General features: G+C 32.9%; 17 protein-coding genes. 10 read left to right on the forward strand and 7 right to left on the reverse strand.

The window, feature by feature from the left end:
* The first annotated feature begins 13 nt into the window (after positions 1-13).
* Positions 14-1,120 (forward strand): NAD(P)/FAD-dependent oxidoreductase, encoded by a 1,107-nt coding sequence (locus SIB53_RS03610; RefSeq protein WP_413678834.1) that lies wholly within the window; start codon positions 14-16, stop codon positions 1,118-1,120.
* Positions 1,121-1,141: 21 nt separating this feature from the next.
* On the opposite strand, the gene dnaK is transcribed toward SIB53_RS03610, so the two are convergent.
* A complete protein-coding gene (dnaK, locus tag SIB53_RS03615) occupies positions 1,142-3,034 on the reverse strand; it encodes a molecular chaperone DnaK (protein ID WP_413678835.1) in 1,893 nt (630 codons plus the stop codon).
* Positions 3,035-3,151: 117 nt separating this feature from the next.
* Here dnaK and SIB53_RS03620 point away from each other — a divergent pair, with 117 nt between their 5' ends.
* The 3 genes from SIB53_RS03620 to rpsF all read left to right on the forward strand — a co-directional run bounded on the left by SIB53_RS03620 (position 3,152) and on the right by rpsF (position 5,031).
* Complete coding sequence (locus SIB53_RS03620) at positions 3,152-4,039, forward strand: shikimate dehydrogenase (RefSeq protein WP_413678836.1); 888 nt, start codon at positions 3,152-3,154, stop codon at positions 4,037-4,039.
* A 22-nt stretch (positions 4,040-4,061) separates the two neighbouring features.
* A complete protein-coding gene (locus tag SIB53_RS03625) occupies positions 4,062-4,520 on the forward strand; it encodes a Tic20 family protein (RefSeq protein WP_413678837.1) in 459 nt (152 codons plus the stop codon).
* Between the two features lie 76 nt (positions 4,521-4,596).
* Entirely contained in the window at positions 4,597-5,031 is a 435-nt protein-coding gene (gene rpsF / locus SIB53_RS03630; RefSeq protein WP_413678838.1) for a 30S ribosomal protein S6, read from the forward strand.
* A gap of 44 nt (positions 5,032-5,075) precedes the next feature.
* On the opposite strand, the gene SIB53_RS03635 is transcribed toward rpsF, so the two are convergent.
* The 3 genes from SIB53_RS03635 to SIB53_RS03645 form a co-directional block, all read right to left on the reverse strand.
* Positions 5,076-6,278, reverse strand: coding sequence for an argininosuccinate synthase (locus SIB53_RS03635; protein ID WP_413678839.1), 1,203 nt, complete (start codon positions 6,276-6,278; stop codon positions 5,076-5,078).
* Between the two features lie 133 nt (positions 6,279-6,411).
* Positions 6,412-6,621 carry a hypothetical protein gene (locus SIB53_RS03640; RefSeq protein ID WP_413678840.1) on the reverse strand — a complete coding sequence of 70 codons (210 nt, stop codon included), beginning with the start codon at positions 6,619-6,621 and terminating at the stop codon, positions 6,412-6,414.
* Between the two features lie 14 nt (positions 6,622-6,635).
* The gene (locus SIB53_RS03645) at positions 6,636-6,818 is read right to left on the reverse strand and encodes a hypothetical protein (protein WP_413678841.1); all 183 of its coding nucleotides are present in this window, start codon (positions 6,816-6,818) and stop codon (positions 6,636-6,638) included.
* Positions 6,819-6,900: 82 nt separating this feature from the next.
* Between SIB53_RS03645 and SIB53_RS03650 the strand changes: the two genes are divergently transcribed.
* From SIB53_RS03650 to SIB53_RS03660, 3 genes are read left to right on the forward strand one after another with little or no spacing between them, the layout of a single operon-like run.
* A complete protein-coding gene (locus SIB53_RS03650) occupies positions 6,901-7,176 on the forward strand; it encodes a DUF3134 domain-containing protein (RefSeq protein ID WP_413678842.1) in 276 nt (91 codons plus the stop codon).
* A gap of 16 nt (positions 7,177-7,192) precedes the next feature.
* The gene (gene mraY / locus SIB53_RS03655; protein ID WP_413678843.1) at positions 7,193-8,308 is read left to right on the forward strand and encodes a phospho-N-acetylmuramoyl-pentapeptide-transferase; all 1,116 of its coding nucleotides are present in this window, start codon (positions 7,193-7,195) and stop codon (positions 8,306-8,308) included.
* Between the two features lie 17 nt (positions 8,309-8,325).
* Complete coding sequence (locus SIB53_RS03660; protein ID WP_413678844.1) at positions 8,326-8,577, forward strand: hypothetical protein; 252 nt, start codon at positions 8,326-8,328, stop codon at positions 8,575-8,577.
* Positions 8,578-8,587: 10 nt separating this feature from the next.
* Here the strand turns inward: SIB53_RS03660 and SIB53_RS03665 are convergent, their stop codons facing one another.
* The 3 genes from SIB53_RS03665 to SIB53_RS03675 all read right to left on the reverse strand — a co-directional run bounded on the left by SIB53_RS03665 (position 8,588) and on the right by SIB53_RS03675 (position 15,592).
* Positions 8,588-10,717 carry an HAD family hydrolase gene (locus SIB53_RS03665; RefSeq protein WP_413679109.1) on the reverse strand — a complete coding sequence of 710 codons (2,130 nt, stop codon included), beginning with the start codon at positions 10,715-10,717 and terminating at the stop codon, positions 8,588-8,590.
* Between the two features lie 196 nt (positions 10,718-10,913).
* Entirely contained in the window at positions 10,914-13,862 is a 2,949-nt protein-coding gene (uvrA, locus tag SIB53_RS03670; protein WP_413678845.1) for an excinuclease ABC subunit UvrA, read from the reverse strand.
* Positions 13,863-13,906: 44 nt separating this feature from the next.
* Positions 13,907-15,592, reverse strand: a complete 1,686-nt coding sequence (locus tag SIB53_RS03675; protein ID WP_413678846.1) for a DNA repair protein RecN — start codon at positions 15,590-15,592, stop codon at positions 13,907-13,909.
* 73 nt (positions 15,593-15,665) lie between these two features.
* Here SIB53_RS03675 and SIB53_RS03680 point away from each other — a divergent pair, with 73 nt between their 5' ends.
* Genes SIB53_RS03680 through thrC form a run of 3 tightly spaced genes read left to right on the forward strand, consistent with a single transcriptional unit; the run spans position 15,666 to position 19,219 of the window.
* Positions 15,666-17,525, forward strand: a complete 1,860-nt coding sequence (locus tag SIB53_RS03680) for an ABC1 kinase family protein (protein WP_413678847.1) — start codon at positions 15,666-15,668, stop codon at positions 17,523-17,525.
* Positions 17,526-18,086, forward strand: a complete 561-nt coding sequence (locus tag SIB53_RS03685) for an alpha/beta hydrolase (protein WP_413678848.1) — start codon at positions 17,526-17,528, stop codon at positions 18,084-18,086.
* A 26-nt stretch (positions 18,087-18,112) separates the two neighbouring features.
* Complete coding sequence (gene thrC, locus SIB53_RS03690; protein ID WP_413678849.1) at positions 18,113-19,219, forward strand: threonine synthase; 1,107 nt, start codon at positions 18,113-18,115, stop codon at positions 19,217-19,219.
* Positions 19,220-19,400 lie beyond the last annotated feature (181 nt).

The following is a 19,400-nucleotide window of genomic DNA, read 5'->3' on the forward strand; positions in this document are numbered from 1 at the left end:
AGCATCTGCGCAAATGAATAGCCAAAAAGCAGACAAAAAGCGAACCGAGATCTCAGTTATTGGTAGTGGGATAGCAGGCCTTACAACTGCATTTCAACTAGGGAAACAAGGTTATAAAGTAAATTTAATCGACCCAAAAGTAAACTCAGAAATAAATAATTTAAATCCAAAAAATGGAACACAAGCTAGTTTGGGGGTTCTTATGGGAAATGTCTACAAAAGATCAAAAGGAAGAGCTTTTTTACTAAGAAATAAAAGTATGAAATTATGGAAAGAATGGCTTGCTGAAATAAACTATTTTGACTCAAACTTTATATTTACAAAACCATTAATAAAATTAGCAAACTCAGAAAAAGAATATCAATCTATGATTGAATTAAGTAATAATAAAAAAAAATATGGAATTGAACTTTTAGATAAAAGTTCTTTAGATTTCTGGAATTCTATATTTGAGACCAAATTAATAGGGGGGATAATATCTCATGAAGATGGTCGATTAAATCCGACAAAATTAGTAAAGTCATTAATAGAAATTCTTGACCAAATCAAGATAAATAAAATCGACAAGAATGTTATTAGAATAAGAAAAAACAGTGATTTATATGATAAAAGATGGAATATCGATTTAGAAAATAATCAATCGATTAATCAAGATTATATCGTCATTTGTTCTGCATTAAATACTCAAAAATTATTAAAACCATTGGGTTATGAAATTCTATTAGAACCAATATTAGGACAAGTTCTTGAATTAGAATTACCAAAAAAAATTTGTAATTGGAAAGAATGGCCTGCAATATTAAACTATCAATCTATAAACTTTATACATCACAATCCTAATCAAATCCTGATAGGAGCAACTATTGAAAGAGGAACGAACGCAAGCCTACTAGAGAAAAAAGAAATGTTAAATTTAAAAAATACGGCTCCAAAATGGATGATAAATGCAAAAATCAAGCATGAGTGGAGCGGAATAAGAGCTAGACCAACAAACGAACCTTCTCCCTTATTAAAACAATTAGAGCCAGGTTTATTAATTAATACAGGTCACTATAGAAATGGTATTTTGTTAGCACCTGCATGCGCTGAATGGATTGGACTTAAAATAGAAGACAAATGAAGATTACTTAACAATATCTATTTACTTTGTCTCGGTAAAGTCAGCATCAATCACTTCATCTCCATCACTTTTACTGTCAGTAGTGGAATCTTCTGCAGCTTGTGAAGCAGCATTTGCTTGTTGATATACAGAAGCACCTAAGGAATACAATTCTTGTTGAAGCTCCTCAACTAAAGACTTCATGCTTTCATAATCATCTTGTTCTACGGCCTCTTTTAACTTTACGCGTTTCTCTTCAACTTTAGCTTTTGCTGCTTCATCAACTTTATCTCCAAGCTCGCCTATTTGTTTTTCAGCCTGATAAACAAGTGTTTCAGCTTGATTTTTAACATCAATTTTTTCACGCTTTTCTTTATCAGCAGAAGCATTCATTTCTGCGTCTTTAACCATTTTATCAACTTCATTGTCAGACAAAGTAGATGCACCAGTTATAGAGATACTTTGCTCTTTACCACTACCTTTATCTTTTGCATTAACGCTGAGAATTCCATTGGCATCAATATCAAAAGTTACTTCAATTTGCGGAACACCTCGAGGAGCAGGAGGAATTCCATCTAAACGGAATGTACCTAAACTTTTATTGTCAGAAGCCATCTCACGTTCACCTTGTAAAACGTGAATTTCTACATTCGTTTGCCCGTCAACTGCAGTTGAATAGGTTTCTGCTTTTTTAGTAGGAACTGTAGTATTTCTTGAAATCATTTTTGTCATCACCCCACCCAAAGTTTCAACGCCAAGAGATAAAGGAGTTACATCAAGTAGCAAAATATCCTTCACTTCTCCAGCAAGAACTCCGCCTTGAATAGCTGCTCCCACAGCTACTACTTCATCAGGATTAACTGTTTGATTTGGATCCTTTGTAGTTACTCTTTTAACTAACTCTTTAACTGCTGGCATTCGGGTAGATCCACCAACCATAACAATCTCATCTATTTCTCCAGTAGATAATTTTGCATCTTTTAAAGCTTGTTCTACAGGCACCCTGCAACGATCAATCAGGTTTGAAGCTAGTTCCTCAAACTTTCCTCTTGTAAGGGTCAAATCAAGATGCTTAGGCCCTTCAGGAGTGGCTGTGATAAATGGAAGATTTATTTCACTTTGAGTAGCATTTGATAATTCAATCTTGGCTTTTTCAGCTGCTTCAGTTAATCGTTGCAAAGCTTGCTTATCTTGGCGTAAATCAATGCCTTCATTACTTTTGAATGTGGCAGCCAAATGATCAACAATGACCCTATCAAAATCGTCTCCACCTAAATGAGTATCGCCAGATGTAGAGAGAACTTCAAATACCCCATCGCCAACTTCTAGAACAGATACGTCAAAAGTACCTCCACCCAAATCAAATACTAATATCCTTTCATTACTTTTTTTATCCAATCCATAAGCCAAAGCAGCAGCAGTGGGCTCATTAATAATCCTGAGAACTTCTAACCCTGCAATCTTTCCCGCATCCTTGGTTGCTTGTCTCTGTGAATCATTGAAGTATGCAGGGACTGTAATTACTGCTTGAGTAACAGTTTCACCCAAATATTTACCTGCATCATCAGAAAGCTTTCTTAAAACTTGAGCACTTACTTCTTCAGGAGAAAACTGCTTATCAAGTATTGGACATTTTAATTTAACGTTGGAGCCTGCTTTTTCAACTCCGTAACTAACTTCCTTTGATTCATCATTTACTTCATCAACTCTACGACCAACAAATCTCTTTGAAGAATAGAAAGTATTTTCTGGATTCATCACAGCTTGACGCTTAGCAATTTGACCAACCAATTGATCTTGGTTTTTTGTATATGCAACCACAGATGGAGTTGTTCTAAATCCTTCAGCATTTGCTATTACTGTAGGTTTACCGCCTTCCATAACAGCAACACAACTATTTGTAGTACCTAGATCAATTCCGACAACCTTCCCCATGGGTGATTAGCTCCTTTAATTTCTTTCTTTAAGTAACATCCTCGTCAGTGAAACCTATTTGAGGCGAGGCGTGGTTCCCGAACAGTCTCTTAGTAATTTTGAATCAACATCATCAAAATGATCACTATCACTGGAAAAACTAATCTGGTAGGACTTCTTGGACAACCAGTAAATCATTCACTTTCCCCCATTATGCACAATGCCGCATATGAAGAAATGGGTCTTGACTGGTGTTATTTGGCAATGCCCTGCGAGAGTAAAGATCTAAAGAAAGTCACACAAGCATTAAGGTATGTAGATTGCAAGGGATTAAATATCACTATTCCTCATAAACAAGAAGTATTAAAGGCATGTCATAAATTAACTGAAATAGCAAATGATGTCCAAGCAGTTAACACACTCATACCTGAAAAAAATAATCGATGGATTGGGGCTAACACTGATATAGAAGGGTTCTTAATGCCACTAAAAGATCATAATTTAAGGGACAAAAATGTGATTGTAATTGGTTGCGGAGGTAGTGCAAGAGCAGTGGTTATGGGTTTAAGTAGTTTAAATATTAAGAAATTAACAATAATTGGACGTAATCCCAATTCATTAGATTTTTTTGTAAGAAGTATGAAGAATGTATTATCAACAAACCATATATCAATTGAAGGTATTGATAATAAAGAATTGAATGTTACACCATATATTGAAGAAGCCGATTTAATTATTAATACAACTCCAATAGGTATGAATGGAACTAATGCTCATCAAAAAAATATACCACTTGGTAATGAAATATGGGACTGCCTCTCTAATAAAACTATTTTATACGATTTGATTTATACACCAAAACCGACAAATTGGTTAAAGCTTGGACAACAAAAAAATTGTTTTACAATTGATGGTCTGGATATGCTTGTCGAACAAGGCGCTTTTTCAATAAGACTTTGGAGTGGTATTAATGACGTACCTGTTCAAACAATGAAATCATCTGCAGAAAAACATTTAATGGTTTAATCTAAAAAAAATAAAATTGATTATGCCTTCCCTAGGTACAAGAATATTAGGAGTTCTTTTATATATGATTCCATGGTCTGACTCTCTTAGCTTTGGTAATCATTTATATATAAAATATCCTCTTACTCAAATCATTCAAATACCTGCAATTCCAATAATCTTAATTGAAAGATCAATACCGTTTGGAAGTTTATTATTATTTTTAGCTATCTTTCTTGGAGTCGTAAGAAATAGCAAAGCATCATATTTTTTACGTTTTAATGCACTTCAATCATTGTTAATCAATATTGGGATAATCATAGTTAGTTTTATTTTCGAAATTATTTTTAGTCCTTTTTTAAACTCATTAATTATCAGAACCCTCTCTAGTACTTTATTAATCAGTCTTTTTTCAGTAATTGTTTATTGTGTTTGGTCTTGCACACAAGGGAATGAGCCCAATCTGCCTGGAATAAGCCAAGCAACAAAAATGCAATTGTGAAATTTACCACTTAGGTATAAAATTATAAGTCCGTCGCTCTTAATGAGCCATAAAGTCCTAGTCGGAAATCTCATCCATGTCTGAAAAGCCTTATTACGAAACAATGTATATTCTTCGTCCTGACATCCCGGAAGAAGAAGTTGATAGCCATTTAAAAAAATATAGTGAGATTCTTGAGAAGTCAGGCACTGAAGTATTAGATAGTCAAATGAGAGGCAAAAGAAGACTTGCCTATCCCATTGCAAAACATAAAGAGGGAATTTATGTGCAATTAAGTCATAAAGGCAATGGACAGCAAGTTGCAACCCTAGAAAGAGCAATGAGGTTAAGTGAGGACGTTATTCGTTATCTCACTGTTAAACAAGACGGTCCTTTACCAACGCCAAAATCCACTTCTAAAGATGATGAACCTGAGAAATCTGAAACAGAAAAAGAAGAAATAAAACCTATTGAAGAGAAAACTGAATCAACTGCCAAAAACGAAAAGACAGAAGATTCCAAAGAAGAGTAAAGTAATAGCTAGAATAGCTAGATAGAATTCAAAAATTCTTTATTTTACTTGTTTATCCAAGACCATATTCGACTTGGCAATCCCCATACATAAATAAATCCTTCAGCAGATTTGTGATTGAACTTATCCTCACTTCCATAAGTCGACATATCTGGTATGTACAAACTATTTTCTTGTGACTCGCGACCGATAACATCAGCATTACCCTTGAAGAGCCTAAACCTTACTTTTCCATTGACTTGCTTTTGAGAATAATCAATAAATCCATCCAAAGCTTCTTTTAAAGGGCTAAACCAAAAACCTTTGTAAACCAAGTCAGCCCATTGTCGTTCCAATCTAGATTTAGTATCTAACAAGTCAGCTGGTAAAGTTAAACTCTCCATTTCTTGATGAGCTTTAATTAATAAAAGCAATCCTGGTGTTTCATAAATTTCTCGACTTTTAATTCCTACTACTCTGTCTTCGATAATATCCAAACGTCCAAAACCATGTTTTCCTGCAAGACTATTGGCCTTTTTGATTAGTGAAACAGGATCCATTATTTCTCCATCAATTGCAACTGGATAACCATTTTCAAACAAAATATCAACAATTTCAGGCTCATTGGGTGAACCAGCAATAGAAGAAGTAATGCCAAAAACTTCTTCTGAAGGCATCTCAAATGGATCTTCAAGAGGACCGGCTTCAATACTTCTTCCTAAAAGATTCAAATCAATTGAATAAGGCGTTTTTTTACTTACAGGAGGAACTATTCCATACTTTTCTCCATAGGCAATCGTTTCTTCACGACTCATACCCCATTCTCGTGCTGGTGTAAGCAATTGCAAATCAGGAGCTAAAGCTCCAATTGTTACATCAAAACGCACTTGATCATTACCTTTACCAGTACACCCGTGGGCAACTCCATCAGCATTTAATTCCCTGGCAATTTCAACAAGTTTTTTTGCTATTAAAGGTCTAGCTAATGCCGTTGAAAGAGGATATTTGCCTTGATACAAAGCATTAGACCTAATTGCTGGAAAAGCAAAATCTTCAATAAAAGGCTTTACTAAATTGCCAATTAGTGATTGTGAGGCTCCTGCCGAAATAGCCTTTTTTTTGATTTCATCAAGCTCATCACCTTGACCAAGATCTGCTGCAAAAGCAATTACCTGCTCCACTCCATACTCCTTCTTCAAGTACGGAATACAAACGCTAGTATCAACCCCTCCTGAATAAGCCAAAACAACTTTTTTAGCCTTTCCCATATGATTGTCTCCTTTAAGGAAATTCAATTCTTCATATTAAATATAGAGAACTATCGGACAATATTTCTGATTTAGATACTCAATGCTGATTCAAATATTTTCCAAGTCCAAAACACTGAGGAAATTATTAAAATCATTCCCATGGCTGCTTAATAGATTGTCCTGATTTGCTTTCAGCCAAAAATCCCATAAACCATACCAAAACAAAAGCAAGAGACGTTAACCCAAAAAAAATAAGTACATAAATTAACCAAGTATTAATGTTATGACCAAAAATCAATAAATCTTGTACATCATTATTAGTAGTGAAAATAAAATAAAAATGTGAAAGCTTAAAAGTCACTTGAAAATCAAAAATCAAATTGAAGAATTTACAGAATAATATCTCTTAACCAAAAAATAAATTAAAAGAAAAAGAGAAGGAGCAAAAACCAAAAACCATACTAATTGATGATTTATTTGAAAGGGCAGAGGATGAACAATGCCTGCTGCACGAAGACCAAAACTTACTAGGAAAGCCATGACCCAAGTAAAAGTCATAAATATCAGCTTTGAAGTCAGCATAAAGATTAGAAAATTAATCCATAATGCATTATGTTAATTGATCGATCATAATCTTGATATGAGCGATCTAGAAAAAATCAATTTATCTGATTTAGACGGTATTAATCCCGCTCTAACTCGATATGGCAGACAAGAACCTGCACCTGTTCTTCCACTCAGAGAAGAACCCGATTTATTATCTTGGTTAGAGACCAGTGGAAGATTAGTTTCTGATGAAGATTCAAATGATCAAGAAATAAGTACCGTTGAAGAAGAAGAGCTGTCTGCTCTAATGGGAGAAAAAGAAGACTATAAAGCTGAAGAAGAAGCAACAGATGAAGAATGGGAAGACTAATTTGCTAACTTAAGTTTTGGAAAAAACTAAAAATCTTTTAGATAACAAAAAAATATCATTTTTTAATAGTGTTAATAAACAAATAATAATTTTATTTGGATTAGTATTAATTACTTGTATATTCGCTGATTTTTATTATAAAAGTAGCACTTTAACTACTCCTTTTATAATTACAACATTTGTATCATCTATCATTACTTTTATAGGTATACCTCTCTTAAAAAAGATTAAAATTCAACAAATCATTAGAGAAGAAGGTCCAAAAAATCATTATCTCAAGCAAGGAACGCCTACAATGGGTGGTATTTTCTTTATACCTATTGGAATAATAATAAGCAATATTTTATATTTTAATAACGAAAATTACAAAATTATTTTAACCTTAAGCTTTGTTATTATGTTTTTTATGTTTATTGGCTTTATAGATGATTTTCTTAGTTTAAAAAAACAATTAAACACTGGTCTACGATCTAATCAAAAAATAATATTGCAATCTTTTATTAGTCTTATCTTTATTATTATTTGTGCATCAAATAATTTAATACCTCACAATATTCAAATAGCAAATAGAATTATCAATATAGGGAATCTAATATATCCTTTAGGATTATTTGTATTATTAGCTGAAAGTAATTCAAGCAATTTAACAGATGGTTTAGATGGTTTATTGAGTGGCTGTAGCGTATTAATTTTCACAGGGCTAGCTATTACTATTTTAATAGAAAATACAAATAATAATTCTACACTTGCTACTCTCTGCATAGTAATGGCTGGAGCATGTATGGGGTTTCTTTTTCTAAACAAATATCCTGCAAAATTATTTATGGGAGACTCAGGTTCCTTAGCTATAGGAGCATCCCTAGGTGCTATTGCTTTAGTATCAAATAATCTTTTATCTCTTTTAATTATGGGAGGAATACTTGCCGCAGAGTCAATCTCAGTAATAATTCAAGTAAGTATTTTTAAAATTTCTAAGAAAATAAAAGGAAAAGGTCACAAATTATTTTTAATGACTCCATTACATCACCATTTCGAACTTAAAGGTAACAACGAGATTTTAATTGTAGGTGGCTTTTGGTTCGTTACATTATTGTTAGTCATGATTAATCTAATTTTTTTCATTACATCTTAACTCTTTAAATTGATCAGATGACTTATTTTACTTGGAAAGAAGAAGGACTAACTAACGACTGTGAAACGCTTGATTCTATGGCCGCTCGATTTGAAGAATCTGCAAGACTTATGAGAAAAATGTCAGCAGAAGGTTTTAAAGTAGAAAAAAAAAATAAACGGCAAATAATCACTCATATAGATTCAAAGATTTTTTATGATTGGGGTTTTATTAGTGAAGAGCCACCATATCAACAACTTACCTTGATACTTGAAGAAGAAGAAAAATAAAATTTTTATATTAATGACTTTTAAAAAATCGAAAATGTTTTAAACCGGCTAGAACACCATCTTGATCATCAGAAAAAAATACTCTTTGTTGAGATCTCAATCCATCTAACGTTGAATCATGATCAAACGGAATAATACTAGTGGTCAATCCTCTTATTAACTCAGCATCACCTTGCTGACTTGCTACAACAAGAACGTTTTCTAAGGACAACCCCCAGCGTAAAGTCAAAAATCTTATAGCTTCTGCTCGTGATGCTCGCAAAGGAACAATATCTAGGTACCAATGACATTTCAGGTGTGGAGAAGCAGCAAGTCCAGAATGGCTAAGTCTTTTTCGTACTAAAGGTAAAATTGCATCACTAGGTTCTTTTAATAAATAACTAACCTTGTAAAGACCTTGGTTTTCAGTTGATTGCAGCTCTAAATAATCTTTTAAATCGAACAAAACCTTTTCTACACCTTTTCGATTCCAATCTACAGTGATTGAATCTTGCCAAAAAATATCTGATTTATTTTCATCAGCATAGTAAATTTCAGTACCAGCTTGGCATATCCAAACTGCAGGTTTGGGTAATTTTATTTCTGCATATCGATAACGAGCAGCTTTAATTGATCTTCCAGTTAAAACTCCCAATTTAATATCATGATTAAATGAATGATCTTTGAACTTATTTCTCAATATTGATAAACAGTTTTTTTGCTCAAGATAGTTATCTAAATCAATAAATATTAGTTTTTGACCAATAGGACTGCTTTGTCTAATTTTTCCAAATGTCCAGTGTCGAGGGGCAAGAAATTGGAGACGCTTCTGCATCAATGCAATGTAATTACACACATGAGCATCCCAACTGAAATGCCTACTTACTGCCTCAACTCCATTGTTACTCCAAGTTTTCCATAAAGAAGAGTTGGACCCAGCAGTCTCTAAACCATCTCTAAATGCTTCTAAATCAGTTACATCTACAAGTAGACCATTTTCACAACGAGAAATAATATCCCTTGGGCCACCATCATCAGTAGTCACCATAGGCAACCCACACGCAGCCGCTTCCAATAATGTCAAGCCAAACGGCTCAGTTAAGGCAGGATTAACAAATAGTCCTTTTTTATTTGCAGCCCAACGATAAATTGATGGGATTTGATCTCTTCTATGTTGTTTTGGATAAGCGACTTTTCCATATAAATTATATTTATCAACTAATTCAAAAACTTGCTGAAAAACTTCTCTTTGCTGTTTATCAAGTTGCCGTGAATCTTCTCGACAACCTAAGATTAAAATAAGATTATGTCTCTGCTGCAAAATTGACGAACGTCCATAAGTCTCTATTAATGCAGGAATATTTTTTCTCCTTACTGCTCTGGATATAGCTAAAAGTGGAGGACGATTTAGATCTCGTAAAAAAGGTTTGAAAACTTTGTTTAATTCATTTTCTTCTTCATTTAAATTCGAAGGATCTATGGAATAAAAACGATTTAAATCTACACCAGGTGGAATTACTTCTATGTTTTCTAAGCTAAACCGGCCATAGCGAGCGTACTGTTCATTAGATTCTTGCTTAGTACTTGTTATGAGTAAGTTTGCATGTGATAAAGCTAATTCCTCTGCATCAATTCTTTTGCTAATTGAATAAGTTTGCTCTATTTGATCATGATCTATTCCAGCAGCGAGTAGTCTTCTAAGTTTTTCACGGCCTAATGAATGACCAGTAAAAACAAGTGGTAAGCCTAATCTTCGACTGACTAAGGCTCCAACATAACCAGCATCTGCGTAATGAGCATGAATCCAATCAGGCAAATTATTTTCTTTCTGTAATCTTTGAACTATTTGATCAGCTAAATCATCTAAATAAGGCCATAACAATTCTTTCCTTATATAACGCTTTGGACCAAAAGGTAATCGAATAATTTCCGCACAACTTGAAATCTTTTCAACAGGATTTGAGTAGTCCGAAGATACTTTCCTATCAACAATTAATCGGGTGATGAGTTCAACTTTTTCAACTTCAGGTCTTGCTGCAAGTCCTTTTACTAACTCTAATACGTATAAAGTTTGCCCTCCAGTATCTGAATCTCTACCTAATTCAAGATCATGCGAACGGATTAAACCATGCAAATTTAGATGTAAAAGTTTTAATCCCAAGGAGTCCACCAATGGAGGATGATGCTTAGTTACTTCATTTTTTACACTTTAAACCTAAAGAAAGCATAATGTTTTTTTTGTTTTAAAAAAAAATTTTAAAAATCCTTTCTGTAACTAAGTTTTTAGAGTATTTATAAATTAAAAAGCAATTTAATCATCTTTAAAATTAAGGAATATGTACAGAACCAGAGAAAATTCAAACTCTTTTGGGGGGATGTAGTTCTAAAACTTTCTTTAGGTAATTACCTGTATGACTATTTGAATTTTCTGCCACTTCTTCAGGAGTTCCCATAGCAATAATCTCACCTCCTCGATTACCTCCTTCCGGACCCATATCAATAATCCAATCTGAACATCTAATAACATCCAAATTATGCTCAATAACAATAATTGAATTTCCTTTATCTACCAATCTCTGTATCACATCCATTAATTTATGAACATCATAAAAACTTAAACCTGTTGTAGGTTCATCAATTAAATATAGTGTTTTACCAGTTGCTCTTCTAGATAACTCAGTAGCAAGTTTTACTCTTTGAGCTTCCCCTCCAGATAATGTTGGAGCAGGTTGGCCGAGCTTAATATATCCAAGCCCAACATCTACAAGTGTCCTTAATCGATCTGCAGCTTGAGGTATAGCAGAAAAAACATCAACCGCTTGCTCAACAGTCATTTCTAATACATCGGAGATCGAATAACCTTTATATTTGACTTGTAATGTCTCTCGATTAAATCGAGCCCCTTTACAGACATCACATTGAACATAAACATCAGGAAGAAAATTCATCTCGATTACGTTTACACCCTGGCCACGACAAGCTTCGCATCTTCCTCCTTTAACATTAAAACTAAATTGTCCTGCTTGATATCCTCTAGCTTTTGCTTCAACAGAAGTAGCAAAAAGTTGACGTATAGGATCAAATGCACCTGTATATGTAGCCGTATTAGATCGTGGAGTCCTCCCAATTGGAGATTGATCAATAACAATAACTTTATCAATTGATTTTATGCCTTTCAGTTCTTGTAATCCTTTTGGAAAAGGAACTTTCAACCCTAAAGAGTGATTTAAAGCAGGATGTAGTAATTCATTTATTAGAGTACTTTTACCACTGCCACTAACTCCTGTGACTGCAACCAATCTACCTAGCGGAAAATCAACTGAAACATTTTTAAGATTATTTTTATCACAACCCATCAAGCGTAATTTTCTCTGTATTGAGTCTCTTCTACTAGAAGGAGTTGGAATAGATGATCGCCCACTAAGATAAGCACCAGTCAATGATTCTTTTGCAGTCAACAAACTATTTAATGATCCTTCAGCTATAATTTTGCCCCCATGAACACCAGCACCAGGACCTATATCTACTAAATGATCGGCTGCTCTTATCGTGTCTTCATCGTGTTCAACAACAACCAAAGTATTACCTAGATCCCTTAGTTTTTTTAATGTAGACAATAACCTATCATTATCTCTTTGGTGTAGTCCAATACTAGGTTCATCTAAAACATAAAGAACCCCTGTTAAACCTGCACCTATTTGCGTCGCAAGTCGTATTCTTTGAGCTTCCCCCCCTGACAAGGTCATTGCTGGCCTATCTAGAGTTAAATAATCAAGTCCAACATCCAATAAGAATTGAAGACGTAATCGAATTTCTTTTAAAACTAATTCCCCAATCTTTTTTTGTTTATTAGAAAGTAATTGCTTTGAGTTTTTACTTGTCTTGAGACCCATTAATTCTTCAACATTCTCAAGCGTAGTAGAAACACTTGATGAAGTTAGATCAGTGATTGCATAAGGTCCTAATTTTACAGCCAGTGCCTCAGGACGTAATCTGTTGCCATGGCAGCTCGCACATGGGACTAATTCAAGATATTTTTCTAACTTTTGACGAACAGCTTCTCCATTTGCATCCTGTAATTGTCTTTCTAAAATAGGTAAAATACCTTCAAAAGGTCTTTTAAATCCAGAATCTTGTTTATATCTACTATCAACCTTTATTAAAATAGGTTCTTTACTACCATTTAACAAAATATTTTTTTGCTCTTCTTTTAAATCTTTCCAAGGAGTTTTGATCTCAAAACCAAATGCCTCACCAACTGAAAATAATAATGAAAAATAATATGAATTATCTTTATCACTCCATGGTGCAACAGCAGCATAAACAGGTAGTGATGGATCAGGTACAACTCTGTCACAAGTGAATTTTTTCAAGTGCCCCAGACCATGGCAATCAGGACATGCTCCATATGGACTATTAAATGAGAATAGTCTTGGAGATAATTCTTCAATCACAGCCCCATGAACTGGACAAGCAAAATTTTCAGAAAATAATCTTTCTCTATCAATGCCTTTAGGAAGTTCTTCATTCTTTTTAGGTACTGCTTCAACTATTGCTAGACCATCTCCCCTTTTCAAAGTAGTACTTAATGAATCAGTTAATCTTTCTTCAATCCCCTCTCTCGCAATCAATCTATCAACCACGACCTCAATGGAATGAACTTGATTTTTATCTAATTCAATATTATCTGCCAATTCTCTAACTTCTTTATTAATTCTTACTCGAACAAACCCTTCTGCAGCAAGCCCAGATAATAATTTTGAGTGTGTTCCTTTTTTACCTCTAACCACTGGTGCAAGTAATTGATATCGAGTTCCTTCTGGAAGAGTCTTGATTTGATCAACCATTTCATCAATACTTTGAGGCTTAATTGGTCTAGAGCACTCAGGGCAGTGAGGTTCACCGGCTCTTCCAAAAAGCAAACGAAAATAATCTTGTATTTCCGTAACCGTTCCAACTGTTGAGCGAGGGTTATGACTTGTTGATTTTTGATCAATAGAAATAGCTGGTGATAAGCCTTCGATTGAATCAACATCTGGTTTATCAACCTGACCTAAAAATTGTCTTGCATACGCAGACAAACTCTCAACGTATCGCCTTTGTCCCTCTGCAAAAATAGTATCAAAGGCTAAAGAACTTTTACCACTTCCACTAACACCTGTAAAAACGACCAATTTATTTCTTGGGATAGATAAATCAACGTTTTTTAAATTGTGTTGCCTTGCACCACGAATAGTTATGACTTCTTCACTAGAAGAACCAATATTTAATGCCTTTGTTTTTGAATTAGGTTTTGAACTTCCCATTAGGGAAAAACATTAATAGCTAATTGTATAAAAAAATATGCTCATCATGCAGCTTTGTGTTCCAGCAAGCTCGCCGCATAAGCATTTGCTTCTACGATTTCACCCCCAGCCAATAAAGCCAATTCCCTTTGCCTATCTGCGATTTCCTTTAAATTAATAACAATAGACTTTGTAGATCCAGCAATAACTCTCTTTTTGAAAGCAAAATGATTATCAGCAAATGCTGCAATTAATGGTTGATGAGTCACACAAAATACTTGCCGATGATTTGAAAGTTCACAGAGCAAATTAGCTACGTAGCTACTAACTGATCCACTAACGCCCGAATCAATTTCATCAAAGATCAATAGATTAGCTTGTTCAAATGTAGAAAAGATTGCCTTTATTGCAAGAAGAACCCTAGATTTCTCTCCACCTGAGGCCGTTTCTGCAAGAGGGGCTAAAGGAAGACCTGGATTTGCTGAAAACATAAAATTAACCTTATCAATTCCATTAATTGTTGGTTCACATTCTTCAAAAACAACTTTAAAACGAACATTGGGAATACCTAGTTTTTTCAAACTCACGATCAATTTATCTTCAAGTTGTAAAGAAATCGATTTTCTTATATTCGATAAATCTTTATTAGAATTATCTCTTATAATTCTTTGTTTCTTTTCAAAAGAGGAAAGTTCATTGATATTATTTGCATTATCTTGAAAGGTTAGGCAATTAATTAATTCATTTTTATAGCCAATAAGTTCTAATAAATTTTTTTTATATTTTTTTTGATAAAATTTAAGAGTAGATAATCTAACTTGTAAATCATTTAAAAGAGATGGATCAATATCTAATGTTTTTTCGTAATCATTAATCTGATAAATTAAATCATTAAGATCATTAGTTATTCTATAAAAACTATCAAAAATTGGCTCTAGAGAAGAGTCAATTTGAGACAAATTTTTTAATTCATTAATACAAAAATTAGAATGGTCTAAAATTGATGGATACTCATCTAAGCTCTCATTTAAACGAACTAATAAGGATTTAACTCCTTCTTTTAATCTTAAAAGATTTGACAAACGATTCTGATCAGTTTCTAACTTTATTTGCTCGTTTGGATCTTCTAAGCCTAATTGATCTAAATCTTGGTATATATATTGCATTTCCTCAAACTCTTTTTTTGAGTCTGAGATTTTATCTATTGCTTGCTCTAGTCTAACATTAGAGTCATGCCATTTTTTCCAATCTTCCTTTACTTTAGTAATAGATTCTTGAATTTTTGTTGCACCTAAAGAATCTAATAGATTTAATTGATGCAATGAATCATTCAAAATATAAGTATCTCCTTGTAGCGTAAAATCAAATAACAGTGATCTTAATTCTGATATTTGGTCTCTATTGACTAATACACCATTAATTCTAAATCTAGATTTATATTTATTTTCTTTCAAGCGCCACTCTCTGGTTACGACTAATTCGTCGTCAACATCAAATTCTTGATTAATTAACCAATCTTTTGTCTTTTGCAAAACAGAAAAAACACCCTCAATTGCTGAAAAATCAGATCCTTTGGCTATTAAACGATTATCTAAAGAAGTTTTTTTATTTACCAATAAAGCATTTAAGGTATCAATAAATATTGATTTGCCTGAACCCGTTTGCCCTGTAAAAACAGTAAATCCCTTCTCAAAGTCAATCTCTAAGTTCCCAAATAGAGCTATATTTTGAAGACGAAGACTGTTTAGCATGACTCAAAGCAATCAAAAAAACGCAAACTAAGCGTAAAATGAATTAGAAGGGTGTAGAACATTGCCATACAAAATGGCTGAAGAATTAAGCGATTTTATTGAAGCCTCAGGTCTTCTTGAGTATGACCCTGTGGCTATTGACTCAATCTACAAAAAAAATCCAATTCGTCTACTTCGCAGACTTTGGCAAACACTTTTACCAATTGGATTATTTTTACTTGGAGTAGCATGGGAAAAGTTAATTGGTTCCTTAGAAAAAAACGAAAGAAAAACTTTTAGAGCCAAAGAATTTACACAACTCCTTGTAGATTTGGGACCAGCATTCATAAAAGCTGGACAAGCATTGTCAACTAGACCAGACATTGTTCCGCCAACAGTATTAGAAGAGCTAGCACAGCTTCAAGATCAACTCCCAGGTTTTGAAAGTGAACTTGCAATGGCATGTATTGAACAAGATTTAAACGATAAGGTAGAAAACATTTTTCTAGAGATAGATAAGGAACCTATTTCAGCAGCATCTTTAGGTCAAGTACACAAAGCAAAACTCAAAAGTGGTGAAAAAGTTGCTGTTAAAATACAAAGACCAGGTTTAAGAGAACAAATCACTCTAGATTTATATATAGTAAGAAATATAGCTATATGGTTTAAAAATAATATTGGGATTATTAGAAGTGATCTAGTTGCCTTAATAGATGAGTTAGGTAAAAGAATTTTTGAAGAAATGGATTACATTAATGAAGCTAATAATGCAAAAAGATTTAAGGAACTTCATAGCAAAAATGAGAAAATTGCAGTTCCGAAGATATACAGAAAAGCAACCAGTAGAAGAGTACTTACCATGGAATGGATAGATGGTATTAAATTGACAAATATTAAAGCTGTCAAAAAGTTAGGAATCGATCCAAATGAAATGGTGGAAATTGGTGTAAGTTGTAGTCTTCAACAATTAATAGAACACGGATTTTTTCACGCCGATCCGCATCCAGGTAATATCTTAGCAATGGAAGATGGTCGATTATGTTATTTAGATTTTGGTATGATGAGCGATATTACACAACAATCAAGAGTTGGATTAATAAGAGCAGTTGTACATCTTGTAAACAGAAGATTTGATAAACTTTCTTACGACTTTGTTCAACTAGGCTTTCTCTCTGAAGAAGTTGATTTAACACAAATTGCTCCAGCATTTGAAAGTGTTTTTACCACGGCTTTAGAAATAGGAGTTAATAAAATGGATTTCAAGGCTGTAACTGACGATATGTCTGGGATTATGTACAAATTTCCATTTAAATTACCGCCTTATTACGCACTAATAATTAGATCTTTGATTACTTTAGAAGGTATAGCTCTTAGTGTTGATCCTAATTTTAAAATACTTGGAGCTGCATATCCTTATTTCGCAAGAAGACTAATGGAAGATGAAAATCCAGAACTTAGAAATAGTTTAAAAGAAATGCTATTTGATGAAAATAGTCTTAAATTGGAAAGGTTAGATGATCTTCTAACAAGCGCAACTAAAGAAAAGCAACTTGATAGTGAAAAAATATTAGATCAAACAATTGATTTTTTATATTCCAAGAAAGGTATAGCTCTTAGAAATGAATTAGTGGATATTTTAGCTTCTAAAATAGATTCTATAGGATGGAAAACACTAATAAAATTAAATGATAGGCTTCCGTCAAAAATTCGTTCAAAAACAATTGAAAAGTCATCAAAAATCAACACAAAAGAAGTTTTCAATATATCTTCAATAAGTAAATTATTTAATACATCAAAAATAAAACCTGGATTTAAGAGAAAAATATTTTTTAAAAAATTACCAAAAATTCTAATCACAAAAGATACCTATAGAATGGGGTTAGGTTTAATGAAAAAAACGTCTGAAAAAGGAATCGTAAGATTAGTTAAAGTTGCGGCTGGTGTAAAACAATAAATGAAATTAAAATATAAGTTTTTTATATTATTAATATTTTTTTTGATTCCGAGTGTAAAAGGAGCAGAAAACCTTTTTCTCTATAAAGGAACATTTAGTAGAACCATCAAAATAGAAGAATTAAATAAATTTATAATCACAAATGAATCAAGTAATAAGTTAAAAAATTTGATAAAAATTACCAATCAAAAAGAAAAAGAATTGCATAAAATATTATCTTTAAAAATAGAAGTTCCATTAAAAACAAGCAGCAAATTAATGAATAGCAAAATAGGAGAGGTTTTTTTAAGCAGAGTATCTGAAATTATTTATCCAAATAAATTACTAAATGAAAAATTAAATATAAAAGCCATAAGATCTGGAATTTTAATAAGTTCTTATAAGAACAATCAAAAAATTAACCTAATAGATTTTTTTAAAGCATATCCAAGTCAAAATATTGCTATAGATCTTAATGCTTTAAGTAAAACACTTAAAAGAGTAGAATCAATAAAGGAGTTAATCGAATTCTATTCAGATTCACCTTTTAAAAAGCTTAAAGATGGAAGGTCTAACACTTAGATTATTTAAAATTGAATTGTTAAGCAGTGGCATTTTCTAAAAAGTTAAAGCAATTTTTCACTTCTGCACCCAAAAAAAATAACTGGGATGGACTGATAGAAGCGTATAAGCCTTGGTTACCAGTTACAAAAAAGACACCAATCATTACTTTAAAAGAAGGCGCAACTCCTCTAATAGAAGTCAAATCCATAGCTAATCGAATTAAAAAAGGAGTAAAAGTATATGTCAAATATGACGGTTTAAATCCAACAGGATCATTCAAAGATAGAGGAATGACAATGGCAATCAGCAAAGCTAAAGAAGCTGGTTGTGAAGCAGTAATTTGTGCAAGCACCGGTAACACTTCAGCATCTGCTGCTGCATATGCAAGCAAAGGTGGAATGAAGTCTTTTGTTATTATTCCTGACGGATATGTGGCTCAAGGAAAACTAGCTCAAGCTTTAGTTTACGGAGCAGAAGTAATAGCTATTAAAGGTAATTTTGATAAAGCGTTAGATATTGTTCGAGAATTATCAAGTAAATATCCAATAACCCTCGTGAATTCGGTTAATCCCTACAGATTGCAAGGACAAAAAACAGCCGCTTTTGAAATAATTGAGAATCTTGGCAATGCTCCTGATTGGTTATGTATTCCAATGGGGAATGCAGGCAATATAAGTGCTTACTGGATGGGATTTCAAGAATTTTTTCACGCTAAAAAATCAAAACAGCTTCCTCGAATGATGGGGTTTCAAGCTCAAGGTTCTGCACCTTTGGTTGAAGGTAAAATCATCCAAAGTCCTGAAACAATTGCTACTGCTATAAGAATTGGTAATCCTGTTAATAAAGAAAAAGCACTTGTAGCAAGGGATTTAAGCAATGGTAGATTTAATTCAGTAACAGATTCAGAAATAATAGAAGCATATAAAATCCTTGGAAAAGAAGAAGGTATTTTTTGCGAACCTGCTAGTGCAGCTTCTGTTGCTGGTTTATTAAAAATAAAAAATGATGTACCAAAGAATTCAACCATTGTTTGTGTACTGACAGGAAATGGTTTGAAGGATCCTGATTGCGCAATCAAAAATAACAATTCAATTTTTCATACCGGTATAGATGCAGAAATGAATTCAATAACAAAAATAATTGGATTTTAAAACATTTAGATATCCAAAAAAATAACTGTCTGTTGAATTCTTTTGATTCTCTTGATTTATATAGTGGAAAAGATACCAAAATCATTGAATAAATTCATAGTTCTTTTCCACAACAAGAAATATTTGTGTAAAAAAATATTTTTATCCACTATTAACAAGTTTTTTCCACACGTAAAAATTC

The sequence above is a fragment of the Prochlorococcus sp. MIT 0916 genome (assembly GCF_047305155.1).
Classification (GTDB): Bacteria; Cyanobacteriota; Cyanobacteriia; order PCC-6307; family Cyanobiaceae; genus Prochlorococcus_B.